The organism is Umezawaea tangerina (assembly GCF_003002815.1).
In the GTDB taxonomy this organism is placed as follows: Bacteria; Actinomycetota; Actinomycetes; order Mycobacteriales; family Pseudonocardiaceae; genus Umezawaea; species Umezawaea tangerina.
The window spans coordinates 232,167-254,751 of record NZ_PVTF01000009.1; the positions used below are offsets into that span (position 1 = coordinate 232,167).

The window sequence follows — 22,585 nt, forward strand, 5'->3', positions numbered from 1 at the left end:
ACCAGTGAGCGCCGAATTCGGTTGCGCCGCGGTGCCAGGCTGGACGGATGGACGACTTCGAGGAGTTGCTGGCGGAGGGGTCGGCCGTCCCCACGGAGGGCTGGGACTTCTCCTGGTTCGAGGGGCGGGCGACCGAGGAACGGCCCTCCTGGGGCTACGCGGGGCTGCTGGCCGACCGCATGGCGAAGGCGGAGGCCGCGCTCGACCTGCAGACCGGCGGGGGCGAGGTGCTGGCGACCATCCCGCACCCGCCGCCGGTGCTCAGGGCCACCGAGTCGTGGCCGCCGAACCTGGAGATCGCCCGGCGCACCCTGGCGCCGCTGGGCGGGACGGTGGTGGAGTCGGCGGACACGGCGGACCTGCCGTTCGAGGACGGCGCGTTCGACCTCGTCGTGAGCAGGCACCCCACGGCGGTGCTGTGGCACGAGATCGCCCGTGTGCTCAAGCCGGGCGGCACCTACCTGTCGCAGGGGATCGGCGCGGGGTCCAACCGGGAGCTGAGCGAGGCCATGATGGGGCCCCTACCCGCGCCCACCGACGAGGGGATCGCGGAGTCCGCGGACGCCGCCGGGCTCGATGTCATCACCCTTCTGCACGAATCGCTGAGGGCCGAGTACTACGACATCGGGGCGATCGTGCACTTCCTCAGGAAGGTCCTGTGGACCGTGCCGGGCTTCACCCCAGAGCGCTACCGGCCCCAACTGATCGGTCTGCACGATCGGATCCGATCGGAGGGTCCGTTCGTCTCCCACGCACGACGCTACCTGCTGGAAGCCCGGAAACGGGCACCCGTACAGACCCCCTGGACATGAAGGTTATTCACTAAAAAACACCGTCAGATAACACTGTTTTAGGGGTGGGCAGGGGTAGGAGGGGAGGGGTTGGGGGAGGAATCTCAGTGGGGTGCCCTTACCGGAGAGCAGCGCCCACAGGGGTTGCTCCGATCTTCGAGCGGAGTCGCGTTGACGACACAACGAAGTGACTGGGATGCCATCGTCGTCGGTGGAGGTCTCGGCGGCCTGACGACCGCCTCGTACCTGGCCGCCAGCGGACGCAAGGTGCTCGTCCTCGAGCAGCACGACTGGGCGGGTGGCAACAGCCACGTGTTCCGCAGGCGTCGTCGGTACGAGTTCGACGTCGGTGTGCACTACCTCGGCGACTGCGGCGAGGACGGGATCATCCCCACCGTCCTGCGCGGCCTGGGCGCCGAGGACCGCGTGGAGTTCCACCAGCTCAACCCCGAGGGGTTCGACAAGATCGTCATCCCCGGCATGGTGTTCGACGTGCCGTCGGACTGGGAGGAGTACCAGAGGCGCCTGGAGGAGGCCTTCCCCGACGAGGTGGAGGGCATCCGCGAGTTCTGCACGGTCACCAAGGCCACCGGCGAGGAGCAGCACTGGGCGCTGAGCTGGTCGCCCGACGTCCCGTTCGAGCAGATCATCGAGGGGACGCAGTACCTGCAGGGCTGGGGCTGGCACAAGCTGTCCACCCTGTTCGACCACTGCAAGCTCTCGACCAGGCTGCGCACCGTGCTGGCCGCCCAGTCCCCCAACTACGGGCTCGGGCCGACCGAGGTGTCGGTGGCGACGCACTCCATGGTCACCGACCACTACATCCGCGGCGCCTACCACCCGGTCGGTGGCGGCCAGATGATCGCGGCGACGCTGACCGAGGTCATCGAGGCGCACGGCGGCGAGATGCGCACCAACAGCCAGGTCGACCGCATCCTCGTCGAGGACGGGAGGACCAGGGGGGTGCTGCTGCACGACGGCACCGAGGTCACCTCACCGATCGTCATCTCCAACGCCGACTACCGGCGCACGATCCTGGACCTCGTCGGCGGTGAGCACTTCCCGCCCGAGCTCGTGCAGGACACCCGCGAGGCCTCCATGGGCCTGCCCTTCGCGACCGTCTACGTGGCGCTCGACCGGGAGCTGGACACGCGCCCCGAGGACGCGAACATGTGGTGGTACGCCGAGGACAACATCGAGCACCTGTACGAGACCCTGCACAACGACGGGCAGCCGGAGGAGATCAAGCACCTGTTCATCTCGTTCGCCTCCCGCAACGAGGCCGACTCGCGGCACATGCACCCGGCGGGCCACTCGACGTTCCAGCTGATCACCCTCTGCCCGCCCGGCTACTCGGGCTGGGGCGTGGAGAACGGCCCGGTCGACGGCGAGAAGTACCGGCGCAACCCCAAGTACCTGGCCGAGAAGGAGCGCTTCACCGAGGCCGTCGTCAAGGCGGGCGAGCGCGCGCTCGGCCCGTTCCGCGACAGCATCGTGCACCTGGAGATGGCCACGCCGCTGACCCAGGAGCGCTACACCCGCTCGTCGGGCGGCACGCCGTTCGGCATGTCCAAGTGGGGCGACGCGGGCCAGCGGCCGGTGTTCGAGACCGGCGTGGAGGGCCTCTACGTGGTCGGCCAGAGCACCCAGTTCGGCAGCGGCATCACCGGCGTGATGGCGGGCGGGATCGTGTGCGCGGGCCAGATCATCGGCAGGCCCCTGCTGTTCGGCGAGGTCGTCAAGGGCGCCGTCGTCGGCAACCGGGAGCTGATGCCGGAACGGTCCGCGGGGTGGGACCCGGTGGCCGTGTCCCGCGGTCGCGCGCGGGCGAACGCCCGCGGTCTCGCCACCCTGGCCTGATCGTTACCCAATACCGCCCCCGCCGTACCGCAGCCGCGGTTCGGCGGGGGCGGTTTTCGGCATCCGGAGGAGTCGCCCGAAATGGTGATGTCCGCTCAACAATGTTGATAACCACTTTTCGCCGCGTAGTGTTCACGCATTCGAGGGGGAGCCAGGCGACCAAACTGTTTAACCACATTGAATACCAGTCTAACTCAGCGGAGTGGCCTGCTACGTTCCGTCATCACAAGTTACGCTCACGGACCACGGAGGGCCGATGACCGCCGCCATCCCCAAGCGCGTCGTCAACATCATCATCGGGCGGAAGCTCGAAGCGCTGAGGATCGCCTGCGAGATGAGCCAGGCCCAGGCGGGCAAGCTGCTCGACTGCACGCAGAACAAGATCGGCAACATCGAGCGCGGCGACAGCGGGGTCAAGATCCCCGACCTGACCACGCTGCTCGACGGCTACGGCCCCGACATCTCCACCAGGCAGAACCTCGTCGACATGGCCCGCGGCCGCGAGGGGCGGTACTCGCCGAAGTCCCTGCGCGCCCGGTTCCACGGCACCATGCGCGAGGTCGTCGACCTGGAGACCAGCGCGCACTACCAGTGGCAGCACACCGCGATGACGATCCCCGGCCTGCTGCAGACCGAGGCCTACATCCGCCAGCTGTTCCGGTCGGTGCGCCCGTCGATGACGCCCGAGGCGATCGAGCGCGAGACCGTCAACCGGCTGGAGCGCCAGCTCGTCCTGGACGACCCCGGCAAGAAGTTCTGGTTCATCATCGACCAGGCCGCTTTCGAGCGGATGGCGAACATGTCGGGCAGCAACGCAATTCGGCGTGGCCAGAAGGAGCACATCGCGGAGATGATCGACCGCCCCAACCTGGAGGTCCAGGTGGTCCCCTGGGAAGTGGGGTACTACTGGGGGCAGGAGTCGAATTTCGCGATATTCGGATACAAAAGCGATCCACAGGTTCAACTGGTCCACGTCGAGGGTATCGAGGACGGCGACGTCACCTCCGAGCAGGAAGAGGTATCCGTCTACCTCAAGGTGTGGAAACAGCAGATCGCCGTAGCTCTCGGCCCTGAGCAGTCACGCACCTTCCTGCTCGCGAGGTGAGAACCCAGGAAGGAACGTGACCGCATGGCCGACATCCGCCCGACGCTCCAGGAGGACGAGTTCTCCGGGTGGCAGAAGGCGAGCTACAGCAACCCCAACCAGTCCTGCGTCGAGATCGGGTGGCGCAAGGCGAGCTACAGCGGGCCCGACATGGCGTGCGTCGAGGTCCAGCACACCGGTGCCGCGGTCGGTGTGCGCGATACGAAGAACCACGGCCACGTGCTCGAGTTCCCGTCGAGCACGTGGGCCAGGTTCCTGTCGGACGTCACGCGGTCTTGACCAGCTCGGCGCGGCGGCGTTCGACCGCCGCGCCGAGTTCGGCCGGGTCGCACGAGGCCAGGTGGTCGCGCACCAGCGCGTGCGCGAAGCGGTACTCCCCTTCGACGTGCAGCAGCAGCATCCGGTCCCCGGCGAAGTGCAGCAACGCCTTGCGCCGCAACGGGAGCTCGCCCAGCACCAGCGGCCGGGCGAGCAGCTCCGCCATGCCGGTCGAGATCAGCTCGAACGGCAGCAGGTGCTCGCGCGCCGACGTGGGGGCGCTGAACAGCCCGATCAGGACGCCGGTCATCGGCGCCAGCACGGCGGTCGTGAGCGGTGCGCCCAGCCAGAAGGCGAGCCCGGTGCCGAGCAGAGTCCCGGCGACGCCCATCGGCACCGCGACCCGCAGCCACCAGCGGCCCCGACCCTGCAGCGAGGTCCACTGCTCGACGTGCAGGGCCCGCCAGACGCCGAAGAACCCGCTGACGAACAGGCTCGTCGCGAGCCCGGCGAACAGGCCGATGCCCAGTCCCACCAGCAGCTCCCGCGACGGACCCGTCCACACCATGACGGCGGCGGGCAGCAGCGACACCGCGACCGCCCAGTACGGGGCGTCCTTCACGGCCTCCAGGTGCACGCTCGCGCTCAACGCCACCAGGAACGTGATCACGATGACCGCGGCGAATCCCAGGATCGTCGGCAGCTGCGCCAGCAGCAGCCCGAGCCAGCCGCCGAGCACCCCGAGCACCAGCCCGGTCACGGCCCCGACCAGCAGCCCGATGGCCGCGGGCAGCACACCCCACGACTTGGTGCCGGGCGGCCGCCGGAACACGAACAGGTGCGTCACGAGGAAGTGGTTGACCACGACCACCAGCGCGGTGAGGCACAGTCCCGACAGCAACCCGGACAGCAGGCCGAGCTTCAGGCCGATCACGGTCGCCAGCGCGCCCACCGCCCCGGCCAGCACGGCGGGCTGCACGCGCAGGAACAGCAGCCAGATCGGCTTGGCGGGCAGCAGCTCCAGCCAGGCCACCCGGCTGGGCAGCCTGCCGCGCGCCACCAGGTCGTTCCACAGTGGACTCGCGGCCAGCCTGGCCAGGAAGCGCAGCGAGCGGAAGGCGCGCTCGGCCGAGGGTGCGCCGCCGGTCGAGTCACGGGCGACCATCTCGACCAGGTAGGTGTCGAGCAGCGCCCGTTCGCCGCCGGTCGACACGTCGTCGCCGGGCTTGCCGGTGCGGTAGGTGAGCGCGAGCAGATCCAGCATCAGCGGCGTCCGCACCGAGCTCCACAGCTCGGGGTCGCGTTCCAGCGCGTGGCGCAGGCCGTCGAGCCGCGGGCTGACGGTCTCCAGGTACTCCTCGACCTGCTCGCGGTCGAACGGCTCGACGCGCACGGCGTGGTGGGACCGCAGCGTGGCGCTGAGCCGTTCGTAGTCGGCGGCCCGGCTGGCGACCGCGATCCTCGGCACGGCCGAGCGCTCCCCCAGCGCGTTGATCTGCTCGACGCAGCGGTCGCGGTCGTCGGCGGCGACCTCGTCCAGCCCGTCCAGCAGCAGCGCCAGCCTGCCCTCGGCGAGCCAGGCGCGGCCGACCGGGACGGCGATCCGGTAGCGGGTGGAGACCTCGCGCAGCAGCCACTCCACGAAGTCGTCGGGTTTGGTCGACCGGCCGCGCCCCTTGGGCTTGAGCGCCGTGGTGGACCAGTTCGCCAGGTCCAGCAGCACCGGCACCGGCTGCTCGTTGTCCGCGCGGGCCCGGCTCAGCAGGTCGGCGCACAGGTCGATCAGCAGGGTGCTCTTGCCCGAACCGGGGGCGCCCAGCACGAGCAGCACCTGCTGCGTCTCGGCGAACACCTCGGCGATCCCCGACGGCGGCTCGTCCGGGTCGGGTCGGGTGGCGGGGTCCATCCGGTGCAGCACGGGGTGCGGCGGCGCGGCCAGCCCGAGCTTGAGCACCAGCTGCTCGGCCAGCGAGCCGTGCCTGCGCCGCAGGACCTCCAGCTCGACCCGGTCGACCGCGTTGACCCGGTGCGACGGGTGGCCGGGGCGGCGCGGGATGATCCGCACGCCCTGTCCGCTGCCGCGGTCCCAGACCACCAGCCCCACCATGATCGCCGACAGCACGATGATCAGCGGCCAGAGCCAGTCGACCAACGGCCCCAGCACCGCGGGCGCGGTCCCGCCGGTGGCCACGTTGATGGCGACGGGCAGCAGCCCCAGGATCGTCACGACACCCAGGATCGCGAACGCGACGACCCTCAACGTCCTGGCCGCGGCTCTCCACACCATGATCACCTCCCACGTCGGAAACCGACCGTAGTGGCGAACCGGCCGTCGGTGGTAGGTGCTCGCCGCGTCGATAGCCCGAATGGCCGCAGGAACGGACATCACGGACGGTGGACGACTACTCGCCCATTGTCCACAACCGCCGTTCTGCGACGTCAACCCCTATCCGGGCAGCCGGTACCCGAGTCGCCCGCGACCCTCCGCGGTCGCCGCCCGGCCTCGGCGTCCAGCCCAGCCCGTTCCGCGCTTCGGCGGCGGTGGGCGGCCGGTCGGGCCGCCCCCGTCACCCGCGGGTCTCAGGCGGTGAGGCCGCCGTCCACGACGAGGTCGACCCCGTTGAGGGCGCGGTTCTCCAGCAGCAGGACGGACGCCTCGACGACCTCGGCCATGGTGACCAGCCTGCCGGTCGGCGTCTGGGCGCGCGCGGCGTCGAGCGCGCCGTGCTTGTCCTTCCAGAACGGGCTGTCGCCGACCGCGCCGGGGTGGATCGCGTTGACCCGCACGGGCTTCAGCTCGTGGAGCATGGTCTTGACCATGCCCACCACGCCCGCGTTGACGATGGTGGTGTTCGTGGAGCCGGGGTAGGGCCGGTCCTTGGCCATCCCGCCGTAGAGCAGCACGGACGACTCCGGGGTGAACCGGCCCGCCAGCGCGTGCACGACGGTCGTGTAGCCGACCAGCTTCAGCGTCACCAGGCCGACGGCCTTGGCCACGTCGTACTCGCCGATCGTGTTGAGGTCGCGCTCGATGGCGACCAGGACCAGCCGGTCCACCTGCCCGAGGTCGGCCAGCGCGTCCACCAGCTCGTGCGGGCGGGTGAGGTCGAGGGCGATGCCCCGCGTCCGCCCACCCACCTCCGCGGCGACCTTCTCGGCGCGTTCGGCGTCACGCCCGGACAGCACGACCGAGTGGCCCAGCCCGGCGTAGTGGGCGGCCAGCTCGCGACCGAGTCCGGCCGTTCCACCGATGACGACGACGTTCGACATCCCGTTCACCCCTCAAGATCGACTGCTTTCGCAGCGTAGTGACCGGCCTGCCGAGCCGTCCCGGATCCTGGCGGTCGCACACCTCACAGCCGTGGCGGGAACAACGGAGGCCCCGCGGGTGTCGACCTCCGCCGCTCGGCCGACGGCGGGGTCGGCGCACCGGCATCGACGGAGGGGGCGTCTCCCGACGATACTTCGGCGATGCTGCTGCGCCAGCTCGAATACCTCGTCGCGCTCGCCCGCGAACGCCACTTCGGGCGGGCCGCACAGGCGTGCCACGTCTCGCAGCCGTCGCTGTCCGGGGCGATCAGGACCCTGGAGCGCGAGCTGGACGCGCCGCTGGTCAACCGGGGCAGGCGGTTCGACGGGCTGACGCCGGAGGGCGAGCGGGTGCTGCTGTGGGCGCACCGGATCCTGGCCGAGCGCGACGGTCTCGTGGACGACCTGGCGGCGATGCGGCAGGGCCTGACCGGGACGTTGCGGATCGCCGCCATCCCGACCGCGCTGACCGCCGCGTCGCTGCTGACGGCGCCGTTCTGCCAGCGACATCCGCATGCTCGTGTGTCGATGCAGTCGCTGTCCTCGCGGGAGATCGCGCACGGGCTGGCGGAGTTCGAGCTCGACGTGGCGCTGACCTACCTGGACGGGGAGGAGCTGGGGCGGGTGCGGCGGCTGCCGGTGTACGAGGAGCAGTACCTGTTGCTGGCGCCGGACGACAGCGCGCTCGCACGGCAGGGTGGTGCCACGTGGGAGCAGGCCGCCGCGGTGCCGTTGTGCCTGTTGTCGCAGGAGATGCGGAATCGGCGGATCCTCGACGAGGTGTTCGCGGCGGCCGGGGCGACGGTGACGCCGGCGATCGAGACCGACTCGGTGGCGGCGCTCTACGCGCACGTGGCCACGCGGAACTGGTACAGCGTGGTGTCGCACGCGTGGCTGCACATGTTCGGCGTGCCCGCGGGGATGCGGGCGCTGCGCCTGCAAGGGGCGCCGCAGGCGCCGCGGATCGGGCTGGTCACCGCGCGTCGGAACCCGGAGTCGGTGTTGGCGAAGGCGTTGGTGGAGGTCGCCCGGCAGGTCGACGTGCGGGCCGTGTTGGCGCGGCTGGTCGACGAGCACGCGGGCTGATAGCCGTCGCCTATCAGGTGACAGGGAGGAACGCTTTGACCACGCCGGGTCACCGGAGCAGCGTGATGGGCACCAGATCAGCGCGGAAGAGGAGTCCTCCCATGGCGAAGGTGCTGTGCGTGCTCTACGACGACCCGACCGACGGCTACCCGAAGACCTACGCCCGCGACGACCTCCCGCTGATCGAGACCTACCCCGGCGGCCAGGCGCTGCCGACCCCCAAGGCGATCGACTTCACGCCCGGCGCGCTGCTCGGCAGCGTCACCGGCGAGCTGGGCCTGCGCGCGTTCCTGGAGGGCCGCGGCCACACGCTCGTCGTCACCTCGGACAAGGACGGCCCGGACTCGGAGTTCGAGCGCGAGCTGGTCGACGCGGACGTCGTGATCTCCCAACCGTTCTGGCCCGCCTACCTGACCGCCGAGCGGATCGCGAAGGCGCCGAACCTCAAGCTCGCCGTCACGGCGGGCATCGGGTCGGACCACGTCGACCTCGCCGCCGCCATCAAGCGCGGCATCACGGTCGCCGAGGTGACCTACTGCAACAGCGTCAGCGTCGCCGAGCACGCGGTGATGATGATCCTGTCGCTGGTGCGCGACTACCTGCCCGCGCACCGGATCGTCCTGGACGGCGGGTGGAACATCGCCGACGCCGTCGCCCGCTCCTACGACGTCGAGGGCATGCACGTCGGCACGGTCGCCGCGGGGCGCATCGGGCTCGGGATCCTGCGCAGGCTCAAGCCGTTCGACGTGCACCTGCACTACACCGACCGGCACCGGCTGCCCGAGGACGTCGAGCGCGAGCTCGGCCTGACCTTCCACCCGGACGCCGCCTCGATGGTGCCGCACTGCGACGTCGTCACGATCAACGCGCCGCTGCACCCGGAGACCGAGGGCCTGTTCGACGAGGCGCTGCTCGGCCGCATGAAGCGCGGCGCCTACCTGGTCAACACCGCGCGCGGCAAGATCGTCGACCGCGACGCCGTGGTGCGGGCGCTGGAGTCCGGGCACCTCGCCGGGTACGCGGGCGACGTCTGGTTCCCGCAGCCCGCGCCCGCCGACCACCCGTGGCGGACCATGCCGCACCACGGCATGACCCCGCACATCTCCGGGTCCTCGCTGTCCGCGCAGACCCGGTACGCGGCGGGCACCCGCGAGATCCTGGAGGACTTCCTCGACGGCGAGCCGATCCGCGACGAGTACCTGATCGTCGACGGCGGGAAGCTCGCGGGCACCGGGGCGCACTCCTACTCCAGCTGACCGGGGCGCGGGGAGCGCGGTCGCGCGCTCCCCGCGGCACCGGTCGTCAGGAGCAGCGCGCTCGGCCGGGGCAGCTGCGCAGGAGCTGGACCCTCGGTGGCACCGCCAGCGGGCCGACCTCGTCGATCCACTTGATGGAGATCGACACCGACGAGGAGTTGTTGCCGTAGTCCTTCTCCAGCAGCGTCCGGTCGGGGTTCGCGGTGTGCACCAGGTCGTAGACCCCGGACGGGACGTGCGTGATGTCGAGCCACTGGAAGTCCACTTTGTACTGGTAGTCGTCGCCGGAGCCGACCGAGACGCCCTCGACGACGTCCAGCGCCTCCGGGGCGTGGTGCCCGCACATGTTGCCGTCCAGCAGGTCCGCGACCCGGCCCGCGGCCGTGCCGTCCTGCGGGGTGTAGGGCAGCCTGCCGACGTCGTGGGTCGCGTAGCGGTCACCGAGGCAGAAGCCGTTCTTGCGGTCCGTGGCCAGCTCGTCGCCCGCCGGCGTCCGCAGCTGGAAGCGCTCGAACCCCATGAGGTGCCAGTGCTCGTGCGACTGCGCGGGCTCGTAGTAGGCGAACGCCGTCGTCGCGCGCTGGGCGGTGGCGTAGCCGTCCGGGATCGGACCGTCCACACCGGACTGGAAGGCCTGGCGCACCCGCATGGTCGGCTCGTCCGCGCTCTCGCGGCGGCCGAACAGCAGCAGCGGGCCGTCGCCGATGTTGTCCACCGAACTGGTGAACCGGATCCGGACCGCCTTGGCCGGACCGGACCTCAGGCACTCGCCGCGCGGCGCCGCGGGGTCCGCGACCATGCACACGTCCCAGTCCTCGCACCTCACCGGGTTGCCGCCGTACCCGCCGAGGCACCCCACCGGGCCCTGGCGCAGGTCCGGCAGCATCGGCGAGGCCTCGGCGCCCGCGCGCGGCGCGGCCACGGCGAACGCGGCGGCCATGACGACGCCTGCCAGCGCCCCGTACTTTCTCAACACGCTGAACGTCCCATTCCCGGTTGTCTTCGATCCCTTGCCCACCAACCCTAGAGAGCACCCCGTCCACGCCTTGCACGCGAACGCGGTCGTTCACCCGATGGGCTGAGGTATGCGGGTTCGGGGTGCCCTCGTCAGTAGCGTGGCGGTTCGACGTTGGGGCGAAGGGAAAACACCGAGTGATCACCATGGTGTGCGGGACACGGCCCGAGCTGATCAAGCTCGCTCCGCTGCTCCGGCACTTCGGCCAGGACGCGGCGCTGGTCTACACCGGACAGCACTACGACCGGTCGATGTACTCCCAGATCCTCGACGACCTCCCGGAACCCGGCCGCTTCCACGAGTTCGCCGTCGGCGGGGTCGGCCGGGGAGCCCAGCTGTCGCAGGCGGTCCGGGTGGTCGACGAGGTGCTGCGGGCGTTCGGCGCCGGCGCCGTGCTGGTGCAGGGCGACACCACGTCGGCGCTGGCGGGGGCGTTGGCCGCCAACGCGAACGGCGTTCCGCTCGTGCACGTCGAGGCCGGGCTGCGCAGCCACGACCGGGCGATGCCCGAGGAGCACAACCGGGTGATGATCGACCACATCGCCGACCTGTGCTGCGTGCCCACCGAGCTCAACCGGCGCAACCTGCTGGCGGAAGGCGTTGCGGCGGAACGGATCGCGCTCACCGGCAACACCGTCGTCGAGGCGCTGGACGCCGCGCTGCCCGACTCCGACGAGCAGCAGGCCGTGCTGGACCGGCACGGGCTGGCCGTCGACGGGTACGCGGTCGCGACGATCCACCGCCCGGAGAACGTCGACGACCGGTCGAACCTCGAGACCGTCCTGCGCGAGCTCGCCCGGCTCCCCCTGCCCGTCGTGCTCCCGCTGCACCCGCGCACGGCCAAGCGGATCGCCGAGTTCGGCCTCGGGCACGTGCTCGCCGGGCTGACCGTCGTCGAACCGCAGGCCTACCCGGCGTTCCTGGCCCTGGCCAGGGGCGCGGCCGTCGTGGTGTCCGACTCCGGCGGCATCCAGGAGGAGGTCAGCGTCCTCAAGCGACCGGTCGTGGTCGTGCGCCGGAGCACCGAGCGCCCGGAGATCGAAGGCACCTTCGGCACCCTCGTGACCCCGGACCGCCTGCACGCCGAGGTGCTGCACTGGCTCCACGACATCCCCGGCCACCGCACCCGACTGGCCCGCATCCCCTCACCCTACGGCGACAACTCCACCTCGAAGCTCATCGCCATGGCAGTAGAACGCCTAGTCGCCCACGCCCCCGCGCTAGCCGCGCCGTAACCCCAAGCAGCAACAGCAACAGCAACACAAGCACAAGCCACCTCAAGAAAAACACGCACCGACGGCGCAAAACCACAGCACAACACGGCACTGGCCGCCAACCACAAACCACCGCGACCACAGAACAACGATGGCGAAGCCGCCAGCGCGCATCCGGCGCGGAGCGCCTGGGGCCCTGTCCGCAGCGCAGCAAGGATGCCTGGTCCGACGCGCAGCGAGGATGCCCTGTCCGTCGCGGAGCGTCGGATGCCCTCCCCACCCACACCCCCCCCACCCACCCCGACGAGAAGCCATCTCTATGCCCACTCCCGCTTGTCAAGACAGCTTCACCGTCTTGACAAGCGGGAGTGGGCATAGAACACTCGGCGAGCCGGGGTGGAACCCCTCACCCCACACCCACCCAAGGGTCCCCCACCCGCGAAGCCCCCCCAACGCACAAGGTACTCACCAGGTCCGACAACTCCCGGCCACCGAACCCCCTCAAGCCGAAACCCCCACCCCCACCCCGGCCGCCAAAACCTTCCCCGCCACCGACTCCGCCAACCCCACACTCGAATTCCAACTGGTCACATCCGGGTACACGTGCGCGGTCGTCGCCAACAACACCGACGTCCCCCCGACCTCCACCCCTGGCCGGCTCTCCCGGAACCCCAACGGGTAAACAGGTTCCACGAACGGCGCCTTGAACACCCGCACCTCGTCCACGTCCGCGGCCGTGACCCCGACCCCCCGGTACAGCTCCAGCAGCTCCCCGGTCCACCGCGAGGCGATCACCTCCGCCTCCTCCCCGTACAGCTCCGACGCCCGATCCGTGTACCGCATCACGTAGACCAGGTGCCGTCCGCCGTACACCTCGGTCCCCGCCAACGCGGACATCTCGATCACGCCGTCGAACTCGGTGCCCGACCGCAGCACGGGCGCCCAGTAGTTGCCGGACAGCGGTCGCCGCAGGAAGAACAGCGCCGTCACCACGCCCTGGTAGGACAACGACAGCACCGGCAGCCGGTCCGCCAGGTCGGCGTCCGCCACGCCGCGCAGCAGCGGCAGCGGCACGGTCGACACGACCTGGTCCGCCTCCAGCACCTCGCCACCGGCCAGGGTCACGGAGGAACGGGTCGGTCCGCTGCGCAACCCGACCACGGGCGAGGACGTGCGCACGACACCGCCGGCACCCTCGATCGACCCCTGCAGCGCGTCGATGACGGACTTGTACCCACCGGCGGGGTACCCGCGGGTGGCCACGTTGCTCTCGCGCCCCAGCCGCTGCCACAGGTACAGCGCGGGCACGTCGCCGAAGGCGGCACCGAACTTGGAGCCGAACATGGGGGCGAAGAGCTGGGTCCAGATGACGTCGCCGTAGAGCTTGCGCAGCCAGTCCTCGGTGCGCAGGTTGTCGAGGTCCTTGCCCTTGCCCAGCCTGCGCAGCAGCACGGACACCACGCCGAAGCGGACGCGGTCGCGCAGTCGCAGGGGCTTGAAGCGGAGCAGGTCGAGGGCGGAGTTGAAGCGGTAGTGGGTGCCGTCGACGACCATGCCCATCGACGTGGAGCGCCAGCGGACGTCGTCGCGCAGGCCGAGCTCGTCCAACAAGGACAGCAGGGCGTCGTCGGTGGGCATGACGCAGTGGTAGAAGCGCTCCACCCAGCGGTCGCCGGTGGGGAAGAACGTCCCCAGGCCGCCGAGCTGGTCGCTCGCCTCAAGCAGGGTCACGCGGGTACCGGAGCGGGAGAGGCGGTGCGCGACGGCGAGGCCGCAGATGCCGCCGCCGACGACCACGACGTGGCGGGTCTCGTTCGTCACGGTGTCACAGCTTCCGGAAGGGCGCGGGGCTGAGCCGGTCGCGCGCGAGCAGCTTCACGTACTGGCCGACCGTGCGCCGCAGCCGCAGCTTGCTGGCGCCCTGCTTGCGGTCGTAGCGCAGCGGCAGGGGGATCTCGGCGATCACCGGGTCGCAGTGCCGCAGCTTGAGCAGCAGCTCGACCATGCAGGCGAAGCCCTGCTCCTCGACGAGCCGCTCGCCCCAGTGGTCGGCGGCGCGGCGCAGCAGGCTCGCGCGGTAGGCGCGGAAGCCGCTGGTGAAGTCGCGGACGCCCTCGACGTCGAGGGTGTGGCGGAACAGGGCGCCCGCGCCGCGCGAGAGCATCCGGCGGCCGAACGGGGCCGTCGTGTCGTCGCCGCCGTCGACGAACCGCGAGCAGATCACGACGTCGGCGCCCGCGGCGATCTCCTGCTGCAGCAGCGGGATGAGGCCGGGGTCGTGGGTGTCGTCGGCGTCCATGACGACGACCACGTCGTCGGTGCCCGCGTCCTCCAGGGCGGCGCGCAGGCCGGACTGGACCGCGCGGCCGAGGCCGAGGTTGACCGGGTGGCGCACGAGCCGGACGTCGAGCCCCTCGACACCGCGCTCGGCGGTGGCCGCGGTGGCGTCGCGCGAGCCGTCGTCGACGACCCAGACGGTCAGCCCGCCCGCCAGCGAGAGCGCCGCGAGCCTGCCCAGCAGCGGCGGCAGCGAGCCCTCCTCGTTGTACGCGGGCAGCACGACGTGCGCCCTCCCGGCGGTCAGCGTCGCGCTGCCCGCCAGCGGAACGACCGACACCGGTCTGATCCGCACCTCGGCCTCTTCGAGTGCCACAGTGCCCCTCACCATTGTTCGCCAATCGGACGGCGGGGCGGAATTGCCCGCCCGCGTCGTGAGTCATATTCGGCTACGTTCCGTGTTTTCTTTAACCTGGTGACGGCGAGCGTCGTAACCAGACCACAGGACGCTCAAACACCCGTCACTCGAAGGAGGGTTTTTTGTCATCCGGAAGCGTGATTGTTGCCGATGAGTTTGCCGTTTTCCCGGTCGAGGACGCTCGATAGTACCTACCGGGTGAACTCCATCGGGTGTCCTGTGCTGGCAAGGGAACGGCTGTTCGGGACAGCCGCCGAGCCGAATGCGGAGAGGAAGTCGTTCGGGATGTGGCATGGCGCGGCGTGGCTGCCGCCGCGGAGACCGAGTAGACCGCACTGGAGTGCGGTGTGGAGTTCCCACGAAAGGGTGAATTTCGATGACTGAACTGGTTTCGGCCGTCGTGTCCCCCGATCTCCCGAAGAACCGGTTGGCCCGCAAACCGGAAAGCGGGTCGCCCGCGCGGCCCTTGTCGGCGCGGGTGAACGCGGTCACCGTGGCGCTGGTCGCCGTGGACCTCGCGGCGCTCGTCGCGGGGGCGGTGCGGACTGCGCCGGGCTGGGGAGCGGCGCTGGTCGCGGGCACCCTGCTGCTGGTCGTCCGGTCGAGCAGCCGGGTCTACCGCAGGAGGCTGTGGCTGTCCTGGCTCCAGGACGTGCCGCGCTCGCTCGGCGCGACCGCGACCGCGTTCGCACTGCTCACCTGCTGGACACTGCTCACCGGGCAGCCCGCGGCGGTGTCGACCGCCCTGCAGCAGCTCGTGCTCGTCTTCACCGCGTGCGGCGAGCCCGCCCGGTTCACCGCCTTCTGGCTCGGGCGCTGGGGGCGCCGCCGGTTCGGCCGCTGCGACCGCACGCTCGTCGTCGGCGCGGGCAAGGTGGGCGCCGACCTGGTGCACACCATGGTCGAGCACCCGCAGTTCGGGCTGCGGCCGGTCGGGTTCATCGACTCCGAGCCCGTGCTCGACCGGGACGACCTGCCGGTGCCGCTGGTCGAGGAGGAGCTGGGCGAGGCCATCACCCGGCTCGGCGTCGGCACCGTCATCCTCGCGTTCTCCGACACCCGCGACACCTCGGCCGTCGACGCGGCGATCACGGCGCACCGACTGGGCTGCACGACGCTGGTCGTGCCGCGGATGCTCGAGCTGTACCAGGACAACCACGACGTCGAACGGCTGCGCAGCTACCCGCTGATGCGCCTTGGCACCGCCCCGACGAGCAGGCCCAGCTGGTGGGTCAAGCGCGTGGTCGACGTCCTGCTGGCCGCCGTCGCGCTCGCCGTGCTCGCACCGGTGATCGGGCTCTGCGCCGTGGCGGTGCTCGTGGAGAGCGGCCGCCCCGTGATCTTCCGCCAGGTCCGGATCGGGCTGGACGGCCGCAAGTTCCGCATCTACAAGATCCGCAGCGTCCGGCCGGGCGGCGCGGACGACTCGCAGACGCGCTGGTCGGTGCGCGGTGACGCCAGGGTCGGCCCGGTCGGCCGGTTCCTGCGCCGCACCTCGCTCGACGAGCTGCCGCAGCTGTGGAACATCGTGCGCGGCGACATGTCGATCGTCGGACCGCGGCCGGAGCGGCCGGTGTTCGTGCGGGAGTTCTCGGCGATCCACGAGCTGTACTGGGCGCGGCACCGGGTGCCCGCGGGCCTGACCGGGCTGGCGCAGGTGCACGGGCTGCGCGGCGACACCTCGATCGCCGACCGGTCCCGGTACGACAACTACTACATCGCCAACTGGTCGTTGTGGCTGGACCTGAAGATCCTAGTGCTGACGGTGGGTGAATTGGTATGTCGCGAACAACGGTAGCCCGATGCGGTGGCGCCTCCCGGACCAGGCGGGCGGTCACCGGGGTGGCCACGGTCGCCGCGCTCATGTCCGCGCAGGCGTGCGCGTTCAGCTCGGCCGCGCAGGACGACTACGGGCCGCCGCCGAAGGCCACCGCGCCGTGCGCGTGGTGGTACGGGATCGGGGACAGCCCGACGGCCAGGGACATCCGGCTCGCGGCGACCCGGTACGACGTGGTGGTGCTCAACGCCATGGAGACCGCGGCCATGCGGCAGCTGCACCAGCTGAACCCGAAGATCAAGGTGCTGGTGTACAAGGACCTCTCCAGCACCCGCAACTACCCCGGCGCGGTGAACGGCGACCAGGACGCGTCCTACCTGCCGTCCGGGCTGGGCTACAACACCTCGCAGCGCGAGCACCCCGAGTGGTTCGCGCTGGACACCGCGGGCAAGCGCATCGAGTGGTCCGGGTACCCGAAGCACTGGCAGATGGCGGTGTGGGACAAGGCCTACCAGATGGCGTGGACGAAGGCCGTGACCGCCGAGGTGACCCGCGAGGGCTGGGACGGGGTGCTGGCGGACAACGACTTCAACTCGCTGAGCCACTACTCCCCCGCCGTGCTCAAGGGCACCGCGGACGTCAAGGCCACCGACCGGCTGCTGCGCGACGGGCTCGACGACTTCCTCGGGGTGACCGGCGAGGCGCTGGCCAAGGCCGGGAAGCTGTTCGTCCCCAACGTGTCCGAGACGCACCTGACACCCGGCCGCTGGACCGCGCACTCGCGGTTCGGCGGCGCCATGGAGGAGAACTTCGGCTTCCGCGACGACGGCGGCAACGGCGGCCTGCTCACCTTCCGCGGCAACGAGTTCAACGAGCTGCGCGCCCAGGCCGCGCTCGGCGAGTCGATGCTGCTGCTGGTGACCCGCACGAGGGAGGCCCGCGAGGACCGGGCGGGCTACGCCAGCGCCGCGCTGCTGGCGGGCCCCCGCACCTGCTGGACCCCGGCCACCACGGACGACTACCTCAACCCGGAGTGGTCGCCGTTGCAGGGATCCGGGCTCGGCGAGGCGATCGAGACCGCCAACCGCCGCTCGGACGGCATGTGGACCCGCCAGTTCACCAACGGCTGGGTCGCGGTCAACCCGACCGGGGGCGTCCTGAAGGTCACCGCCCCCGAAGGCCTGGTCACCATCGAGGGCAGACCCGTCACGGCTCCCCTCGACCTGGCCGCCGCCGACGGCGTGGTCCTGGTGAAACCCAAGCCGTAACGGCGTTCCCGGTCCGCAGAGGGGTAGTCCGGTCCGCCGGATTACCCACCCGCGACCGCTACGCCAGCAGCTCCTCGTAGAGCTCCAGGTGCTTGCGGGCGCAGGCCTCCGGCGTGAACCGGGCCCGTGCCCGCGTGGCCAGCTCCTGCCCCGTCCCGGCCGGGTCGGGGTTCGCGAACAGCGTCCGCAGCCGGTCGGCCAGACCGGGGACGTCACCGGGCTGCGACAGGTACCCGGAGGCGCCCACCATGTCCGCCACTCCCCCGGTGTCGGTCGCCACCACGGGTTTCCCGGCCGCCATCGCCTCCGCCACGACCAGCGGCTGCTGCTCCATGCTCGACGGCAGCACCAGCGCGTCGCAGGCCAGCAGCAGGTCCGGCACGTCGTCGCGGAAGCCGAGGAACTCCACCTTGCCCGCCAGCGCGGGCTGCCCGGCCAGCCGCTCCGCCGCCTCGCGCTGCGGGCCGTCACCGATCACGGACAGCCGCCCGTCGGCGGGCATCACCCCCGGCATGGCCAACGCCGTCAACAGGTCCAGGACTCCCTTGCGCGCCACCAGGAGCCCGACGAACGCCAGGTGCCGCACCGGTCCGGACGGCAGCCGCACGTCCGTCGTCGCGACGCAGTTGTCGATCTGCGCCAGGCGTTTCGCGGGCACCCGCAGCCGGTCGGCCAGGAACCTCCCCATCGCGGGAGCGGGCACGATCGTGCGGTGCACGGTCCGCGCGACCAGCGCGTCGGCGGTGAGCACGGCACGGGTGTAGGCCGAGGGCGGGGTGGCGCCGGGGATGCCGCGGAACCACGGTTCGCCGACGTCGTCGGGGACGCCGTGGTAGGTGTGCACGACCGCGGACGACCGCAGCCCGGTGCTGACCAGTCCCGCCCGGCGGTCCTGGGCGTGCACGACGTCGGGCCGCCACGCCCGCACGACCCCGCGCGTGCGCCTGCCCGCGACCACGTCCCCCTTGCGGGGCACCGAGATCTCCTCGTGGTGCCCGGCGAGCAGCCCGGCGCCGCGCGCGGGTGCCGGGCCGAAGACCCTGACGTCGGCCAGCCCCGACTCGATCAGCGTCGCGGCCAGCCGGACCGTCACGTCCACCGGTCCGCCCCGGTCCTGGGTCAGCAGGTAAGCGACGCGCAGCCGTCCACTCATGTCATCCGTCCCCTGGCGAGCTTGTCGACGAGCGCGGCGACCTGGTCGGCCATCCGGCCCCGGTCGAAGAGGGCCTCGGCGCGCCGCCTGCCGCGCCACCCCTCGGTCGTGGCGAGTCCGGGATCCGCCAACCGGTGGGCGACGGCGGCGGCGAGCGCGCCGACGTCGCCCGCGGGCACGACCGCGCCCGCGTCCCCGACGCTCTGCCGCACGCCGCCGACGTCGAACGCCACGACGGTCCGGCCCGACGCCATCGCCTCCAGCGGCACCAGCGCCATGCCCTCGGCGCGGGACGGGAGCACGACGACGTCGGCGGCGGTGTAGAACGGGGCCGGGTCGTCGCTGTGCCCCCACCACCGCACGGAAGCGTGGTCGGACACCGGGTGCTCGGCCCGCCAGCGGTGCCCGTCCGGGCCGTCGCCGACCAGCACGAGCCGGGCGCCGGGCACCCGCGACAGGACCTCGGGCCACGCCGTCAGCAGCTGGTCCTGGCCCTTGAGCGAGGCCAGCCTGCCCACGCACACCGCGAGCGGCCCGTCCTGCCCCAGTCCGAGCCCGCGGCGGGCGGCCGCCCGGTCGCCGGGGCGCAGCCGTTCGGTGTCCACGCCGTTGCACACCACCTCGGCGTCCGCCGTCACGCCCGCCGCGCGGCCGGTGGCCAGCTCGTCGTCGCTCACGCACACCACCAGGTCCGTCCACCGCGACGCGTGCCGCTCCCAGGCCGCGCTGACCCGGCCGAGGGCGCCGCGCGCGGTCTGGAACGACCAGAGGTGCGGCTGGAACACCGTGGGGATCCGGCCGCGCACCGCGAGCCTGCCGACCAGCCCGGCCTTGGAGCTGTGCAGGTGCACCACGTCCGGGGTGAGCCGGGTCAGGATCCGGTGCAGCGACAGGGCTTCCTTCACCAGCCACGGTCCTGGCTGGCGGGTCGCGCGCCAGCCGCGCACGTCGAGGCCGAGGCCGCGGGCCCGGTCGGCGAGCCACCCGGTGGGCGGGCACACCAGGACGACGGACCAGCCGCGGGCCCGTTGGGCGAGCGCCAGCTCCAGCACCACCGCCGCGACTCCGGCCTCGACCGGCTGCGTCACGTGCACGACCCTCACCGCAGACCTCCGCGCAGTTCGTCGAGTGCGGCGCGGTGCACGAGGAGCGTGCCGACGCCGTAACCGAGCAGCAGGACGACCCCCTCGGCGAGCGCGCCGACCAGGGAGTCGACCGGTCCGAAGACCCCAAGCCGGTCGAGGAGCACAGCGGGGACGACCGCTACCAGCGCGGCGGCCAGCACACGGGCGGCCATCCCGCCAACGGCGGGCGCGACCCCGAGCCTGTGCAGCAGCGACCAGGTCACCGGCACCAGCACGCACACGACCGCGAGCTGGGCGCCCGCGACGGCGGCCACGCCGTGCCCGGTCGCCACGACCAGCGCGATCGCGATCAGCACGAGGTGGGCGCACTCCAGCGCCAGGTACAGCCCGGCGTGGCCGGTCGCCTTCACGGCCTGGTACCAGATGTGCAGCACGCTGATGCCGAGCCCGTAGCCGCACAGCAGCACCAGCGGCGCGGCGGCGGGGGCCCAGCGCGCGCCCAGCACCACGACGCGGTCGCCGACCACCGCGACCGCCAGGTACAGCCCGCCGGTGACCACCAGGACGGCGCGGGTGAACCGGCCCGTCGCGGCGGCCAGCTCGGCCCGACGGCCTTCGCGGACCAGCTTGGCGCACAAGGGGAACGCGACGGCGCCGAGCACGACGCCGACCATGATGTAGGGCACCCACGCGATCCGGTAAGCCAGCGAGTAGACGCCGACCGCGTCCGGGCCGAGCACGTGCCCGACGGCCAGGTAGTCGACGTTCACCACGAGTGCCGCCACGACGGCGGCGGGGCCCACGACGGAGATCCAGCGCAGCGCCTCGGTGGCGACGTCGCGATGCCAGGTGGGCCGCACGGCCCCGCCGGCGAGCGCTCCGAGGACCGGTTGCGCGACGGCCGTGCACAACAGGCCGACCACCAGCGCGAACGGTCCGGCGCCGCGCAGGGCGAGCACGACGGTCACCGCGGCGCCGAGCACCGCGCCGCCCGCGTCGGGCAGCATCCGGCGGCGGAAGTCCAGGTCCCGGTGCATCAGCCCCATCTGCACGCCGCCCGCCGCCGAGAACGGCAGGCTGAGCGCCGCGAGCCGCACCAGCGGCGCCGCGTCCGGGGCGCCGAGCAGGACGGTGATCGGCGTGGCAGCCAGCACCAGGACGGCGGCCAGCAGCACGCCGACGCCGACGCTCATCGTCAGCACCGTGCCCGCCATCCGGCGCGGGTCGTGCTCGGTGCGGCTGATCACGTCGTAGACGCCGATGGACTGCACGACCTGGCCGAGGTTGACCACGGCCACGGCCAGCGCCACCAGGCCCAGCTCGCCCTGGGTCAGCAACGCCGCCAGCACCAGCGTGACGGCCATCTGGCTGCTCTTGCTGACCAGGTTCACCGCGCCGAGCCAGAGCGACCCGCGCACCGCGAGGCCGCGCGTCACGGATCACCCCGCCTGCGGACGGCGAACACCACGAGCAGCACCCAGGCCGCGATGACCGCGACCCCGTCCGCGGTGACCGCCACCCGCGACCCGAACACCGACGTGATCGCCGAGTCCACCACGTACAGGTGCGCGAACGGGAAGGCCAACGCCAGCAACGAGAACCCGGCCAGGCGCCACCCCGGTTCACGACGGCGGCGCCACCACACGGCGGCCAGCACGGCCATCGCGGGCACGGCGACCAGCACGTCACCGGGCTGGTGGACCACGCAGACCACCACGGCCAGGCAGGTCAGCAGGTCCGCCACGGCCGCCTCGCCGGTGCGGTCCAACCGTCGCGCCAGCACCGCGCTCGCGGCCAGGACACCCACCAGCGCAAGCGCTTCCGCCCCCGGCGGCAGCCACCCGGTGACGCGGAACAGCACCGCCGGGACGTCGATCCGCTGCGCGGTCGGCGAGTCCACCGCGCCGTAGTCCGTGCTGGTGGCGTGCGCCAGGTTCGCCGCGACCACGTCGACGAACGCGCCGATCCCGCCGCCGCGCACCACGAGCAGCACCACCACCGGCAGGCTCGCCACGGCCGCGATCGCGGTCCCGGCCAACGCCACCCGCCGCGACCCGCGGGCGAGCAGCAGCACCGCCAGCGGCAGCCCGAACTGCGGCTTCAGCCACGCCACCGCCAAGCCGACGGCGGCCCACCGCGGATGCCGGTCGCGGGCCGCCAGCGCACCCGCCGCGCCCACCGCCAGCAGCGGGTTCACCTGCCCGAGGTACAGCTGCGCCTTGCCGATCTGGCTCGTCACCAGTGCGGCGGCGATCCCGGCCGTGCCCAGCGCCAGTGGGAGTGGGACCACCCGGCGCACCGCGTTCGCCGCCATCAGCGACAGCAGCACCAGCAGCAGCAACGAGGTCAGCACGAACGCGACCGCGCCGACCCGGTAGTCCACCAGCGCGAACGGCAGGTGCAGCACGAGGTGGTAGGGCTGGTAGAGGTTGAAGTCCTGCCGCACCGGCCAGTGCGCGAACATCACCGCCGGGTCGTAGGGGTTGCCGCCCGCGAGGAACTCCCGCAACGGGAAGTAGGTCGCGTCGCGGAAGTCCTGCAACCGCACCTCGGGCCGGTTCTCCAGCGTCGGCAGGGGAACCTGCCACGACGGCCGCAACGCCCACCAGGCGCTGACCAGCCCGGCGGCGGCGAGCAGCGCCGTGCCGACCGCCACGGCGGAGCCGGGCCTGCGGAGCTCGCGCAGCATCATGCGGCACCCCCGTCGGCCCAG

Annotated in this window: 18 protein-coding genes; 9 read left to right on the forward strand and 9 right to left on the reverse strand. The window is 71.9% G+C overall.

Features of this window, described 5'->3' with window-relative positions; translation table 11 throughout:
* The first annotated feature begins 47 nt into the window (after positions 1-47).
* The 4 genes from CLV43_RS29220 to CLV43_RS29235 all read left to right on the forward strand — a co-directional run bounded on the left by CLV43_RS29220 (position 48) and on the right by CLV43_RS29235 (position 4,035).
* Entirely contained in the window at positions 48-812 is a 765-nt protein-coding gene (locus CLV43_RS29220; protein WP_106190971.1) for a class I SAM-dependent methyltransferase, read from the forward strand.
* 150 nt (positions 813-962) lie between these two features.
* The gene (locus tag CLV43_RS29225; protein WP_106190972.1) at positions 963-2,651 is read left to right on the forward strand and encodes a phytoene desaturase family protein; all 1,689 of its coding nucleotides are present in this window, start codon (positions 963-965) and stop codon (positions 2,649-2,651) included.
* Positions 2,652-2,907: 256 nt separating this feature from the next.
* Positions 2,908-3,756 carry a helix-turn-helix domain-containing protein gene (locus CLV43_RS29230; protein ID WP_106190974.1) on the forward strand — a complete coding sequence of 283 codons (849 nt, stop codon included), beginning with the start codon at positions 2,908-2,910 and terminating at the stop codon, positions 3,754-3,756.
* Between the two features lie 24 nt (positions 3,757-3,780).
* The gene (locus tag CLV43_RS29235; protein WP_106190975.1) at positions 3,781-4,035 is read left to right on the forward strand and encodes a DUF397 domain-containing protein; all 255 of its coding nucleotides are present in this window, start codon (positions 3,781-3,783) and stop codon (positions 4,033-4,035) included.
* Here the strand turns inward: CLV43_RS29235 and CLV43_RS29240 are convergent.
* Both CLV43_RS29240 and CLV43_RS29245 read right to left on the reverse strand, forming a co-directional pair.
* A complete protein-coding gene (locus tag CLV43_RS29240; protein ID WP_170156061.1) occupies positions 4,022-6,301 on the reverse strand; it encodes an NACHT domain-containing protein in 2,280 nt (759 codons plus the stop codon). The genes CLV43_RS29235 and CLV43_RS29240 overlap by 14 nt on opposite strands.
* A 293-nt stretch (positions 6,302-6,594) precedes the next feature.
* A complete protein-coding gene (locus tag CLV43_RS29245; protein WP_106191396.1) occupies positions 6,595-7,284 on the reverse strand; it encodes an SDR family NAD(P)-dependent oxidoreductase in 690 nt (229 codons plus the stop codon).
* Between the two features lie 201 nt (positions 7,285-7,485).
* Between CLV43_RS29245 and CLV43_RS29250 the strand changes: the two genes are divergently transcribed.
* Complete coding sequence (locus tag CLV43_RS29250; protein ID WP_106190979.1) at positions 7,486-8,409, forward strand: LysR family transcriptional regulator; 924 nt, start codon at positions 7,486-7,488, stop codon at positions 8,407-8,409.
* A 101-nt stretch (positions 8,410-8,510) separates the two neighbouring features.
* On the forward strand, positions 8,511-9,665 hold the full coding sequence (locus CLV43_RS29255) for an NAD-dependent formate dehydrogenase (protein ID WP_106190980.1): 1,155 nt from the start codon (positions 8,511-8,513) through the stop codon (positions 9,663-9,665).
* Between the two features lie 46 nt (positions 9,666-9,711).
* On the opposite strand, the gene CLV43_RS29260 is transcribed toward CLV43_RS29255, so the two are convergent.
* A complete protein-coding gene (locus CLV43_RS29260; RefSeq protein WP_106190982.1) occupies positions 9,712-10,641 on the reverse strand; it encodes a lysyl oxidase family protein in 930 nt (309 codons plus the stop codon).
* A gap of 185 nt (positions 10,642-10,826) precedes the next feature.
* On the opposite strand from CLV43_RS29260, the gene wecB reads away from it, so the two are divergent.
* Positions 10,827-11,915 carry a non-hydrolyzing UDP-N-acetylglucosamine 2-epimerase gene (gene wecB, locus CLV43_RS29265; protein WP_106191397.1) on the forward strand — a complete coding sequence of 363 codons (1,089 nt, stop codon included), beginning with the start codon at positions 10,827-10,829 and terminating at the stop codon, positions 11,913-11,915.
* 480 nt (positions 11,916-12,395) lie between these two features.
* On the opposite strand, the gene CLV43_RS29270 is transcribed toward wecB, so the two are convergent.
* Both CLV43_RS29270 and CLV43_RS29275 read right to left on the reverse strand, forming a co-directional pair.
* Positions 12,396-13,715 carry an FAD-dependent oxidoreductase gene (locus CLV43_RS29270; protein WP_106190983.1) on the reverse strand — a complete coding sequence of 440 codons (1,320 nt, stop codon included), beginning with the start codon at positions 13,713-13,715 and terminating at the stop codon, positions 12,396-12,398.
* Between the two features lie 4 nt (positions 13,716-13,719).
* Positions 13,720-14,547 (reverse strand): glycosyltransferase, encoded by an 828-nt coding sequence (locus tag CLV43_RS29275; protein ID WP_245887072.1) that lies wholly within the window; start codon positions 14,545-14,547, stop codon positions 13,720-13,722.
* 418 nt (positions 14,548-14,965) lie between these two features.
* On the opposite strand from CLV43_RS29275, the gene CLV43_RS29280 reads away from it, so the two are divergent.
* Positions 14,966-16,387, forward strand: a complete 1,422-nt coding sequence (locus CLV43_RS29280; RefSeq protein ID WP_106190987.1) for an exopolysaccharide biosynthesis polyprenyl glycosylphosphotransferase — start codon at positions 14,966-14,968, stop codon at positions 16,385-16,387.
* A gap of 44 nt (positions 16,388-16,431) precedes the next feature.
* Positions 16,432-17,634 (forward strand): putative glycoside hydrolase family 15 protein, encoded by a 1,203-nt coding sequence (locus tag CLV43_RS29285; RefSeq protein WP_245887073.1) that lies wholly within the window; start codon positions 16,432-16,434, stop codon positions 17,632-17,634.
* Positions 17,635-17,692: 58 nt separating this feature from the next.
* Here CLV43_RS29285 and CLV43_RS29290 read toward each other — a convergent pair whose 3' ends face one another.
* Genes CLV43_RS29290 through CLV43_RS29305 form a run of 4 tightly spaced genes read right to left on the reverse strand, consistent with a single transcriptional unit; the run spans position 17,693 to position 22,564 of the window.
* Positions 17,693-18,787, reverse strand: coding sequence for a glycosyltransferase family 4 protein (locus CLV43_RS29290; protein WP_106190988.1), 1,095 nt, complete (start codon positions 18,785-18,787; stop codon positions 17,693-17,695).
* The gene (locus tag CLV43_RS29295; protein ID WP_106190990.1) at positions 18,784-19,890 is read right to left on the reverse strand and encodes a glycosyltransferase; all 1,107 of its coding nucleotides are present in this window, start codon (positions 19,888-19,890) and stop codon (positions 18,784-18,786) included. The genes CLV43_RS29290 and CLV43_RS29295 overlap by 4 nt, the downstream gene beginning before the upstream one ends.
* Entirely contained in the window at positions 19,887-21,308 is a 1,422-nt protein-coding gene (locus CLV43_RS29300; protein WP_106190992.1) for an oligosaccharide flippase family protein, read from the reverse strand. The genes CLV43_RS29295 and CLV43_RS29300 overlap by 4 nt, the downstream gene beginning before the upstream one ends.
* Entirely contained in the window at positions 21,305-22,564 is a 1,260-nt protein-coding gene (locus CLV43_RS29305; RefSeq protein WP_245887074.1) for a glycosyltransferase family 87 protein, read from the reverse strand. Before CLV43_RS29305 ends, CLV43_RS29300 begins: the two co-directional genes overlap by 4 nt.
* Positions 22,565-22,585 lie beyond the last annotated feature (21 nt).